The 10,261-nt window shown below is 55.9% G+C and carries 18 protein-coding genes; 1 reads left to right on the top strand and 17 read right to left on the bottom strand.

Annotated features, from left to right (window positions below):
* Positions 1-60: 60 nt before the first annotated feature.
* The 15 genes from NOM06_RS19510 to NOM06_RS19440 form a co-directional block, all read right to left on the bottom strand.
* Positions 61-1,545 carry a DNA methyltransferase gene (locus NOM06_RS19510; protein WP_255912834.1) on the bottom strand — a complete coding sequence of 495 codons (1,485 nt, stop codon included), beginning with the start codon at positions 1,543-1,545 and terminating at the stop codon, positions 61-63.
* A 284-nt stretch (positions 1,546-1,829) separates the two neighbouring features.
* Positions 1,830-2,228, bottom strand: a complete 399-nt coding sequence (locus tag NOM06_RS19505; protein ID WP_255912832.1) for a type IV toxin-antitoxin system YeeU family antitoxin — start codon at positions 2,226-2,228, stop codon at positions 1,830-1,832.
* An 88-nt stretch (positions 2,229-2,316) separates the two neighbouring features.
* Positions 2,317-2,544 carry a hypothetical protein gene (locus tag NOM06_RS19500; RefSeq protein ID WP_255912830.1) on the bottom strand — a complete coding sequence of 76 codons (228 nt, stop codon included), beginning with the start codon at positions 2,542-2,544 and terminating at the stop codon, positions 2,317-2,319.
* Positions 2,545-2,627: 83 nt separating this feature from the next.
* Positions 2,628-2,984, bottom strand: coding sequence for a hypothetical protein (locus NOM06_RS19495; protein WP_255912828.1), 357 nt, complete (start codon positions 2,982-2,984; stop codon positions 2,628-2,630).
* A gap of 1 nt (position 2,985) precedes the next feature.
* Positions 2,986-3,528, bottom strand: a complete 543-nt coding sequence (locus NOM06_RS19490) for a hypothetical protein (protein ID WP_255912826.1) — start codon at positions 3,526-3,528, stop codon at positions 2,986-2,988.
* Between the two features lie 79 nt (positions 3,529-3,607).
* Entirely contained in the window at positions 3,608-3,970 is a 363-nt protein-coding gene (locus NOM06_RS19485) for a hypothetical protein (protein ID WP_255912824.1), read from the bottom strand.
* Positions 3,967-4,182, bottom strand: coding sequence for a hypothetical protein (locus tag NOM06_RS19480; RefSeq protein ID WP_136501410.1), 216 nt, complete (start codon positions 4,180-4,182; stop codon positions 3,967-3,969). Before NOM06_RS19480 ends, NOM06_RS19485 begins: the two co-directional genes overlap by 4 nt.
* Before the next feature lie 122 nt (positions 4,183-4,304).
* Positions 4,305-4,676: a hypothetical protein gene (locus tag NOM06_RS19475; protein ID WP_255912822.1), complete on the bottom strand. Its 372-nt coding sequence runs from the start codon at positions 4,674-4,676 to the stop codon at positions 4,305-4,307.
* A gap of 85 nt (positions 4,677-4,761) precedes the next feature.
* Positions 4,762-4,953, bottom strand: a complete 192-nt coding sequence (locus NOM06_RS19470; RefSeq protein ID WP_255912820.1) for a hypothetical protein — start codon at positions 4,951-4,953, stop codon at positions 4,762-4,764.
* The gene (radC, locus tag NOM06_RS19465; RefSeq protein ID WP_255912818.1) at positions 4,950-5,447 is read right to left on the bottom strand and encodes a DNA repair protein RadC; all 498 of its coding nucleotides are present in this window, start codon (positions 5,445-5,447) and stop codon (positions 4,950-4,952) included. The genes NOM06_RS19470 and radC overlap by 4 nt, the downstream gene beginning before the upstream one ends.
* 88 nt (positions 5,448-5,535) lie before the next feature.
* Positions 5,536-5,838 (bottom strand): hypothetical protein, encoded by a 303-nt coding sequence (locus NOM06_RS19460; RefSeq protein WP_255912816.1) that lies wholly within the window; start codon positions 5,836-5,838, stop codon positions 5,536-5,538.
* A complete protein-coding gene (locus tag NOM06_RS19455) occupies positions 5,813-6,241 on the bottom strand; it encodes a hypothetical protein (RefSeq protein ID WP_255912815.1) in 429 nt (142 codons plus the stop codon). Before NOM06_RS19455 ends, NOM06_RS19460 begins: the two co-directional genes overlap by 26 nt.
* A 10-nt stretch (positions 6,242-6,251) precedes the next feature.
* Positions 6,252-6,677, bottom strand: a complete 426-nt coding sequence (locus tag NOM06_RS19450) for a DUF2787 domain-containing protein (protein WP_255912814.1) — start codon at positions 6,675-6,677, stop codon at positions 6,252-6,254.
* Between the two features lie 86 nt (positions 6,678-6,763).
* Positions 6,764-7,210 carry a hypothetical protein gene (locus NOM06_RS19445; RefSeq protein ID WP_255912813.1) on the bottom strand — a complete coding sequence of 149 codons (447 nt, stop codon included), beginning with the start codon at positions 7,208-7,210 and terminating at the stop codon, positions 6,764-6,766.
* Between the two features lie 51 nt (positions 7,211-7,261).
* Complete coding sequence (locus NOM06_RS19440; RefSeq protein WP_255912812.1) at positions 7,262-8,053, bottom strand: hypothetical protein; 792 nt, start codon at positions 8,051-8,053, stop codon at positions 7,262-7,264.
* Between the two features lie 147 nt (positions 8,054-8,200).
* On the opposite strand from NOM06_RS19440, the gene NOM06_RS19435 reads away from it, so the two are divergent.
* Complete coding sequence (locus tag NOM06_RS19435; protein ID WP_043118721.1) at positions 8,201-8,545, top strand: helix-turn-helix domain-containing protein; 345 nt, start codon at positions 8,201-8,203, stop codon at positions 8,543-8,545.
* Here the strand turns inward: NOM06_RS19435 and NOM06_RS19430 are convergent.
* Both NOM06_RS19430 and NOM06_RS19425 read right to left on the bottom strand, forming a co-directional pair.
* Positions 8,534-9,103, bottom strand: coding sequence for a lecithin retinol acyltransferase family protein (locus NOM06_RS19430; RefSeq protein ID WP_255912811.1), 570 nt, complete (start codon positions 9,101-9,103; stop codon positions 8,534-8,536). The two genes, NOM06_RS19435 and NOM06_RS19430, sit on opposite strands and share 12 nt — an antisense overlap.
* 11 nt (positions 9,104-9,114) lie before the next feature.
* Entirely contained in the window at positions 9,115-10,065 is a 951-nt protein-coding gene (locus NOM06_RS19425; protein ID WP_255912810.1) for a DUF932 domain-containing protein, read from the bottom strand.
* Between the last annotated feature and the right edge of the window lie 196 nt (positions 10,066-10,261).

Genomic DNA, 10,261 nt, shown 5'->3' with positions numbered 1-10,261 from the left:
AATACAATGACGGGATACCGCCAGCAAAAGCCGAGGTTCGGCCTAACCAAGTGTCCGGATTTAGTTGACCACTACATCCCGCATGTTGGAAACTTGTTCGCCGGAACGACCCAAAGTGCCCAAGAAGGGTGGATTACCGATCACATAGACCTCATCCTCAATCCCTTTGGGGCAGACCTTATGCCAATCCAGCACTAGGCTATCACCACTCACGATGTTGCCAGATGATCTCAGGGGTAGCGCAGGACGAGCATAGCCAAAGGTTTGCTCCCATTGCTTGTTGAGTTGATGTTCTGCCAACCAGAGTGCAAGGCGGGCGATCTCACAGGCAAAATCGTCAATCTCGATACCGTAAAACTGATCGAGGTGCAGGCTGCTCATGGAGAAGCCCTGCTGTGGTTCAAGCAGCTGTAAGGCTTGAATTGCCATCCGCTCCAGTGTGTGCAACTCCTTGTAGGCGACGATCAGGAAATTGCCGGAGCCACAGGCGGGATCGAAGACTTTGATGTTACCGAGACGCACCAGCAGTTTTTTGAGGCCATTGGCACTCTTTCGATTTTTTTTCAGATCGCTGCGCAGTGAATCCAGAAACAGTGGCTGGATCACCTTCATGATGTTGCTATACGAGGTGTAGTGCTGGCCCAGATTGCCGCGCTGCTCGACATCAATCACCGCCTGGAACATCGAACCGAAGATATCCGGGTTGATGTCCCCCCAGTTCATCATACAGCACTCCAGCAGGATCTTTCGGCCCTGCTTGCCGAGCGCCGGGATGGGTTCGTCCACCGCGAACAGCCCGCCGTTTACATAGGGGAAGGCCGCCAGATGAGATGGTAGGGTTTTGCGTAACTCGCTATTGGGTTCGCTGTTCATGACGGCGAACAAGTCACTGAGGAACTGATCGAGGTCGCTGCCGTCCTCCTCGGTGTAGCCTTTAATGGCAGAGGTGAACTGACCCTGATTAAAGATCCCCGTATCTTCGGCGAACAGGCAGAATAGCAGCCGGGTCAGGAATACGTTGAGGGCATGAATATCCTCAGGTCTACTTAACTCGTTGAGGCTCTTGATGAGATCGAAGAGCTTGCCCATCTTCTCGGCAGCCTTCACATCGGCAGGGTTCTCGGCACCCAGAATCGCCTTCTCAAGGCCTGCTAAGGGTAAGAAGAAACCATATTCGCGGAACAGCTCACTGAACTCGGTATCGAGTCTCTCCTCAGTCAGCACGTCCCACGCGAGGAAGCGAACAAAATCGGTGAGAATGACGAAGCGGTATTTGTGCTTGGAGCTGGCACACTCTGCAATCCGCTGTTCAAAAAGGAGCTCGATATCGGCTCCATCATCCAGCGGCTGAAAGTAGAACTTTGAATTGATGCCCACGTGGCCCGCTTCTTTGGCAAGGTTGCGGCTCCCTCCTTGCCTGATATGCGTGATCGTGGCCTTGGGCAGTCCATAGGCGGCCATAAAGCCAAAGATAAATTCGGATTGGTCAGGTGCGCTGACCAGCGCTTTTAAGTCATCGGAGATTTTGGTCTGATTGACGGCCATGATGATCCTTGGTGCTCTACTGCAATGTCACACCCACGGCAGGGAGGGCAGTGTTCGTATTCGATTGGCCACAATGGTAAACCATTGATGCAGCAAGACACGATACCCAAAGCTTCAAAATCAATGCTGTATTTAGAGAGCGAGGCTATGGCTCAGTAGAAAAGCAGAAAGCTGTGATATACATCAAAAAATTAAGCCACCTTGTAAGAGTGGCTCGTGGTCAATCTACGTAATTCTCTATTCCGCTAGCGGCATCCGACCTCGCTCCCCACCACTATATGTTCCTATGGGCGGATACAGACCAAGCAAGTGTTAGGATAAATCGCCACGTAGACATAGCCGTGGCTGCCTAGGGTATCGGCTTCGCAGGTAAAGCCGCCGTGCTGGATAGTGATGCAGTGCTGGCGTTGGGCATCCAGTTCGCCGGTCAGCAGCTTAGCTTCCAGTGCCTTGATGATCTCCGGGAAAGCCTGGTCGAGATTGGCTATCTGCGCCTCACTCCATTCACCTATCAGACTGGCTCGATCGGATAGAAAATCGAGCCGGTAGCGACTCTGTATCAGACGAGCGCCAAAGCGTGGTGAGATATCACGCGGCAGGCCCCAGCTGATGCAGGAGGCTTGTGCGGGAACTTGTAACTCTGAATTGTGGGCTGCAGGGTATGCAGAATGGCTCGTGGTCATGATTAGCGATACCTCAACTGGGTGTGGATGATAGTGCCAGGCACATTGTGACGCTGGCGTAGTCTGGTCAGGTGCTTCGGGAGGTCGGTCAGGCTTGCCAGTCGCCCCGGTAGAGCCGAGTGAGATTGACGTAGTCGGGATGGCTCACAGTGATGGTCACCTGATGTCCTGGCAGCCATCGGCTAAACAGGCGGGCTTTGGCCTCTTTGATGGTGGTGATGCCGGGAGCGGGTAACGTCTGGCGGTTGCGCAGATGTAGCTTGTTGAGCTCGGGGGCATAGCGATGCACCTCGAGTCTGGTGATAAGACGGGTCATGTTCGGTGACTCCAATGATGCAAAGGGCCAGCCTGTGAGGGCTGGCCCTTTATGCTGTGTGTGGATGAGCGAGACGGTTGGCCTCAACGAGCGCAGTCAGCCGCCTCGTTGATAACCGGCTTGCAATCGAGTCGGTCCAGCAGGTGCTGCGAGCCGTACTGGGCTACCAGCCGGTCTATGGCCATCTGGGCGCAGACTGTTCTGCTGGGCTTATTCTCAGGTATTGCGTAACGAGCGGTGAGCCAGCCACCGAGCAGGGCGATGCGGTATCCGCTCGGGATGTGAGTGAGGGACGTTCCTATCCCCCTACCGTGAATGAGGAAAGGCACGGCCTGGCCGCCGATGCCGATATCGATGCGTTGGCCCTTTAGCTCAAAGGTGGTGATCTCGCCGGTTCGCGGATGTTTGCCGGGCACCTTGATGGTGATGTTCTTAGCCATTTCACACCTCCGGTTTGGCTTCAAAATGGTGGGTCACAATGCCTGCCTCTGGGTCGATGCTCATAAACGCCGGGGCTTGCGGGTGGTACTGGTAGAGCCGCGCCAGCTCGGTACGAAACGCCTCGACGTTCAGTGCAATCACATGACTGGTATCCCCCTCCGCGTAGGTAAAAGTCTCTAGCTTCTTCGTGTTAACCCAGATACCGAAGTACCAAGCGTCCTCCTCGGTGTCGTATTGCTGCCAGCCCTGGGCCAACAGCGTCCTGTCGTAGTAGTAGCGGTCTGCCTGATGACTGCCTCGGTCGATGCGGCAACCCGTCACGGTGAGCTCAAACGGGATACGGCCAGTCTTGTGAGCCTTCTTGACCCGGCGCAGCAGCTTTAGGGCCTTGGCTCTGCTGCGGCCATTACCGAGCGGGTACTGCTGTCTAGCCCGCAATGCCAGGTAGGTCATTATCTTCGGCACGGTGTTGTGGTTGAGCTGACCGATGGCAACGGTGAGCTGCTGAGCGGTCAGGGTGTTGTAATCACGTAAGTCATGCATGGTTGGGTTTCCTTAAAATGCAAACAGCCCCTCGGCGTGAGGGGCTGTATGGGCTCTTGTGTGTGCTGGTGGCCGTGGCTCAGGTGTGACTACTCCAATCCGGCTCGTCATTACTACCGTGGTTGACGTAGGCCCCGACAATGACCCGTTGCCACCCACCGACCGGCTGGCCGGCTGCATTACAGGCGCAGCGAAAGCGGGCGAAGTTAATCTCACGTGGCAGGTGCTCACGCATATCCCGTGGACTGACAAAGAGCGAGGTTTTGTGCAGCACCGGGGTGGGGGCCACCAGCGGGCCACCAATACGCCGCCCCTCTACATCGTGGGCATAGGCAAAGCCCGGCAGCATCAATTGCTGACTGATGAGCTTGGCAAGCCCTGAATGAGCACACATGGCTTCTGCTACGGCGGCCTGGCTAAAGCTGTCATTGAACTCAATCATTGATGTTTCTCCTTTTCTTCCGGTGAACGGTAAGCCGCTGCCAGCAGCGCAAATTGCTCGACCAGATAGCTGATACTGATGCCCAGTTCATCGCTGACCGCATCTCCCAGAAGGTGATGCAGGTGTGCCATGTCATCGGCGACACGTTGGGCTAGGTGGGCCATTGAACTCGGTGGCGAGCTTGCCACTGTCAGGGTGATGTAGAGATCCATCACATCTCTCCCCAGGGTGCTTGCTCCCACATTGACAGCCGGGTCAGCACGTCTTGTGCGAGAGCCTGTTGCAACTGCTGTAGTACCTTCACAAGCCGAGGAGCCTGCTCAGGACTCCCGGTCTATTCGCTCGATTGGTACAGGGCGTAGCAGGTGAATTTGTAGAGGGCAACCAGTTCGGCATTGGTGAGTGGTGCTTGGTGGTAACGGTGGGCCGGTTTAAGCGGACTCAGCTTGGTAGAGCGGTGCTGACGTGGTTCCTGACGCCCCAGCTGATAGCGATGCCAGACTGCCCGCCGGTTGGCGATCATCATCAGCCGCACCAGCCGGTCTACCCGCCACGTCCAGGTACTGGTGACATCCATTGGTGAGTTCCACCAGAGGGTGCGCAGCAACTCAAGGGTGTAGTGCGGTGGCATGGGGGCATTGCAAAAGCGGTTCAACTGCACGGCAAAGGCCAGGTAGTCCTTGCGATCAATCATGAAGGCAGACATGGAAATAGCTCCTTGAAATGCAAAAGGCCACTTTTGGTGAGGTGGCCTTGTGAGTGATGGTGTTGGACCTGATGATCCGGATTGGCTAATCGCGCAGCTGATGTAGCAGCACATCAATGACCTCGATGCACTCAGCCTGGGTGAGCTGGTAGCCGTTAGGCAGGTAGGTCACGATGGCGGGATCAGCCTGCATCTGGACGTTATCTGCCAGCCAGCCGCGCAGCTCGAGGAGGATATCGAGGGCGGTGAGGTGGGTTTTGCCTGGAGTCTGGTTCATAGCTGACCTCTCCCTTTCAGGGATACCATGCCCTCAGCACCGACCACCAGATGGTCAAGCAACCGGACATCGACCAGGGCCAAGGCCTCTTTAAGAGCCTGGGTAAAGACCCGGTCAGATTGACTGGGCTCCGGGTCACCGCTGGGGTGATTGTGGACCGCGATGATGGCCCCACAGTTGAGTAACAAGGCCCGCTTGACCACTTCCCGTGGGTAGATGCTGGCGCTATCGAGGGTGCCGCGAAACAGCTCCTCAAAAGCCAACACGCGATGCTGGGAATCGAGGAACAGTGCGCCAAACACCTCATGCTCCCGGTCCTGTAGCAGGGTTTGCAGCCGTTCGGCGGCCTCAGTGGTGCTGGTTATGGCAGTACCTTTTGCCAAGCGCTTGCGGGCAATCTGGTTAGCGATGCGCAGCAGGTCTTGCTCGGTCACCGGTTCGGTGACGACATAAGTGCCGGGGCATTCCCCGGCTTTCAGTTTGTGGTAACGCATGGTGGTCTCCTGAAAAAGAAAAACCCCGACAGCGCGAGGCATACCGGGGCTAAATGCAGAGGTGTTGTTGGTTCATCTTGAGGGTAGTTCAACTGGCCGTCGTGATGGGGGCTGCCATGGCTGTGGGCTCACGCTTCATCGGCATCGGCGGTTCGGGGACCAGTACGTTGAGTTGGATAGCGAGCACAACGCTCAGCCGTTCCGCCAGTTGGTAGGCCGGTCCTATGGTGTCGTAGTCAGCTACCCAGGTAGCTAGGGCAAGGCCACTGGTCTCTACCACCCGCAGGTAGACGCTGTAGCCCTGCACGGTCAGGCCACTGTCGCGCACCACCTGCGTCTCGCCATCTCGATTAATCGCTTCAAGCTCAACGGCGATCGGTTGTTTTGGCATCTTTCGCCTCCTCTTGAGGTAAGGAGTCACTCTCCACGCGATAGCCGTGATGAATGCAGGTACGCTGCAGGTCGCTCAAAAAGCGCCCCAGTACACGGGGCTGCTCTGAGAGCGGGACGGGGCCAGCCTGACAGCGCCAGAAACATTGGCGCTTGGGGTCCACGCAGATTTCATCCACGGGCTGACTCATGGTGCGCCAGTCCTCGGCATTGGTGAGGGAGAGCAGTTGCCACAGTTCCCCAGTCCAACGTAAGTGCAGCGTGACGGTGCGAGCGTTTGGGCTACAAGGAGTCAGGTGCAGCAACCAGCGCTCGCCCCGGCGAGTCGGCTGCAGTTTAGCTTTAGCCGCAACCAGTCCAAGCCACTGGCGTGAATAGTGAGATAGCGGCAGTTCGTTAGTCATCACACACCTCCTACTCCCCACTAACCGTAACGGTGAAGTACGCCATCCGGCAGTAGGCAACAAAGTTGGTCTGCCACAGGGTGAATAACTCATGGGCCTCTGAGCGCTGGATAGGCCCCCATCCTTGCAAATAGTGTTCGTCATCCAGGAAGTTGAAATCGAGCTCCTTGCAGAGCTCGGCATCCTGGCCCAGTCCCTGGTAGCTGAAGTCGGTGACGTAATCGAACAACCAGCCATCAAGGCCGCGTATCAAGCGGATCTCGACCGGGTGAGCCCCTCCCTGCTCGGGGCTGTAGGTGGGGCTGCGAAAGTTGAAGGTGAGTTGGGTCATTCGCTCGAGGTTGAGGCCGATATTGGCAACCTCTTGATTGAGTAACGTGAGCAGCGCTTGGGCAACGGGCAGGGCAAAGCCATCCCGGAAAAAGGGAATAGTCATAAGCGTTCCTTGTCATATATCCAATAAAACGAGGGAGGCATTCGCCTCCCTCTGGGTGTGGTTGCAATGGTTGGTGTAAGCCATCGTCACGGTGTGCCAAAGTCCGGTGATGACCCAGGCGCAATACAGTTGTTATCTGGCGAGCCAATGGCTGGCAGTACCTCTGCAAGGTGGTTGGTGGGCAAATCGATGGGGGGATTTGACTGCAGCAATAGCGCCACCGAGGTTGCGTTGCGAAGTGCCTCCCAGAACGTGGTGAAGTCTCCTTGCCGGTAAGGGGCATCGTAGCGTTGCCCGTCCACCAACAAGGCAAACGGACGTCTGCTGTCGCTGCCATAATCATGACCGTTCACCGTCGCCAACATGGTGAGCGGCGCATCATCCCGGCAGATGATGGTGAGCAGGGTGGTGCCTGCGAGGGTGACGGTGTAATTGGCCTGCGTACCCGGCCCCCAACTGCTAGACCAACCACTTTCCTCTGCCCCAACACCACTGGTGGCAAGTGCCACCAGTAGCGCGATAAGTCGGTTCATTGTGGTTACCTTTTAAAAATAACAGGGAGGCTGCTGCCTCCCTGGGTTGGGTTATTGGTCAAACGACAGCGTCTGCTCGCCACCCAGGGTGGTCACAGTGACCTCAAGGGGGTTACAGTCCTCCGGCAGCAGAGAGAGCGTCACTTTGCCGCCAAAGCCCATCCGAAATGGCAGCTTGGCTTTCGGATCGATCGTGCAACTGCCCCGGTTGATCTTGAGGTCGGTGATCACCATCCGGTTGCTACGGCTGGTGATATCGAGCAGATACTTGTTCCAGGTCGTTTTGCCGTAATAGGGATTACCGCGTTTTCTCAACTGTACATCGCCCTCCTTCAGCGGTTCGATGTTAGCCAGGTCTTCGTCGAGGACGGCGGCGTCATAGGTCTCTTGTGATTGGCAAGGAAAGCCTGGCGAGCCCAGCGCCGGTAGCGTGTTTGCAATGTTCGCTGTTGGGAACGAAAATTTGCGGCTGCCTTTTTCGCGTTGATATACGCCTAGTTCTTTCGCATTTCTCAGTGCGGTCCAGAGTTCCTCAAAACTTTTCTGGTCTTGAAGAACCCGGTGGCCAATGAAGATCTTGCCATCCACTTCAAAAACGAAATCACTTTGATAGTCCTGAGAGCCGTATTTTCCGACACTCATGATGTCCACATTGATGGTGGCGGGTTTGTTAGGATGACACCGAATGGTGAATGAATCCTCCCGGTTATAGACACCATAGCTGTATCCCGTAGCAGCGTTACCAAACTGCTTCCAACCTGGGGCATCAGCGGCTGACTCACTGAGGGCATGTGCTTGCTGAGTGGCTGCCAGCATTACCAGCAATACCATGGATTTCTTCATGTTTGTTTCCTTCTAAATTGTCTTGATGTAATTCGACCCATTCGGTTTACACCCAACCAAATTCAACCAAAAAAGGCGATCCTCATCGTTTTGAGTCCTTCATGTCAACAAGTCTAGGTGTCAACTTTTAAAGTTGAATATGGAGGTGTGATGGATATCAATCAGGACGCGTTAGCCAAAGCAGTGGGCAGAGCCATTGCTTATCAACGTCAACAACGGGGAATGACCCAAGAGGAAGTCGCGGAACGGCTGCAGATTGGGATGGAGGCGGTATCTCGCATGGAACGGGGGATTGTGGTTCCGACTATCGTGCGACTGGCTGAGTTGGCACAAATATTTGGATGTGAGCTGACGGACTTGCTCCGTGAAACCAGTTCGCGGCCCCTTGAGCAAGCCGTCAGATTAGCTCACCAACTCGAGCAACTCACCGACGATGATCGTCAGTGGGTCACCGATACCATGACGGCACTGATGAGCCGTCTAATCCGTTAACCAGTTCCACAGCTTGTGTGCGCCGTAGGCTGCAGCAGCCCCGACAGCCAACGGTGCCCATGCTGGCGCAGTGGCCCCTCCTACCAGTGATGTCAGTGCCGCAGTGGTGGCACCACCTGCCACGGATGAACCCAGGGAGGCGCCAGTTACCCCAGCGGTAGCCACGGAGGTCAGGTGCCCCAGTGAAGAACGCGCGACTTGAGCCGCCAGTAACGTGGCTGCAACCTCCGTGACTTGAGCCGAGTGGTGCTGGTCTTTGATACACCACATCACGAAGTGCTCACAGTTGTTGAACAGCAGGTTATAACTGCGTTCGCCCAGACGGCTGTGCGCTCGGTTGACACTGTGATCCGGGCTCAGTCGCTGAGGATGGGTCCTGATAATAAAGTCCTTCTCCTGGCAAAACTCCCCTAACGTAGACATGACAACCTGACACGCGTCATGACCAGAAAACGGGCTTTGGTAGTGGATCACCCAATCGTCACCGGCGTAGATCCCGTGGTGCTCATACCCGATGCGTGGGGAGATAAGGTGGTCGCCATAGTTCAATGAAGACATGCTGTTCTCTCCTACTGCAGCAGAGTGATGGCTTGCGCCAGGGCACGGGATTTGAGTTGAGCCACTTGGCCAAACCAGGCGGAATCCAGCCGATGAGCCTGGCTGCGGGTGCGGCGATGGTGATCGACATACTCGGTCACCGCATTGACCAACCCCCACGCGGTGTTATGCGAGCTGGCCAGCTCTGCCCCCATCCCAGCCCCTTGGTAGAGCTCATGCAAACGCTGTACAGACCGGGTGAGAACAATGCTCTCTTCCTCCAAAGGCTGTGCCAGCAGGTCACTGAAAAAGCGCAGTGCCTCTTGAGGGGCCACGGAGCGCTGGCTGAGTTCTTTGGCGTACTGACCGAAATGGTCCCATTGGCTTACCCCCAGCCCCAGCGCCTGTTTCACGGCAGTTGCGTCAAACTGTGTTGAGTGGGACACCTTGATGGCGCCGGTCTGGTTACCTACTGCTACTTGCAGGGTGTTGTTGCACACCACCCGCACCGAGGTGAACTGCGCCGTGGTGCAGAGCGTGCCATCACAGCTGGTCGCCAGCAGCAGATAGGACTTGACCAGGTCCCCACCTTTGAGTATTAGATCCTGGCCGGTCTTGGCCAAGGCCCAGAGTTTACGGCCACCTTTCAGCGAGCCGGCTGTCTCCAGCTCGAAACCTCCGGCCTCTACCAAATCTTGATAAAAGTGCAGTACCTCATGTGGCTGTACCACGTTGTAGCGCTGTGAAACCACCGACAACGGTGCCAGGGTATCGGAGCGGTAGAGGACTTTGCTGTCGGGGTAGGTGTGCAGGATGGGATGATCAGGCGAGCCCTGATATAGCACATCGCTTTGCTCGATGGTCCAGTCCATCCCGGCAGCTTGCAGCCAGACATCGAGGGACTGTTGTGGGGGGAGGTGATTGCCGAGGCCATGCCAGGGTGTTTGGCCGGTGTAGGCCATGGAATCAATCAAATGAGCCATAGAGATCTCCAATGAAAAAGGGACTGCCGAAGCAGTCCCTGAGGTAGGTTCATGGAGATGATATATAATTGAGTTTTTTTCGATTGCACTGTGTACATATTAACCGTAACAAGCACTTAGAGAGTTGTTTACCTCAACTAAGGCGAACGTTCAGCGGCTGCCACTTTAGGTATATCATGACAGTTTGGACATATGC

The organism is Aeromonas sp. JL9 (assembly GCF_024436075.1).
GTDB classification, from domain to species: domain Bacteria; phylum Pseudomonadota; class Gammaproteobacteria; order Enterobacterales; family Aeromonadaceae; genus Aeromonas; species Aeromonas veronii.
This window is presented reverse-complemented; position numbering and strand designations above follow the sequence as displayed.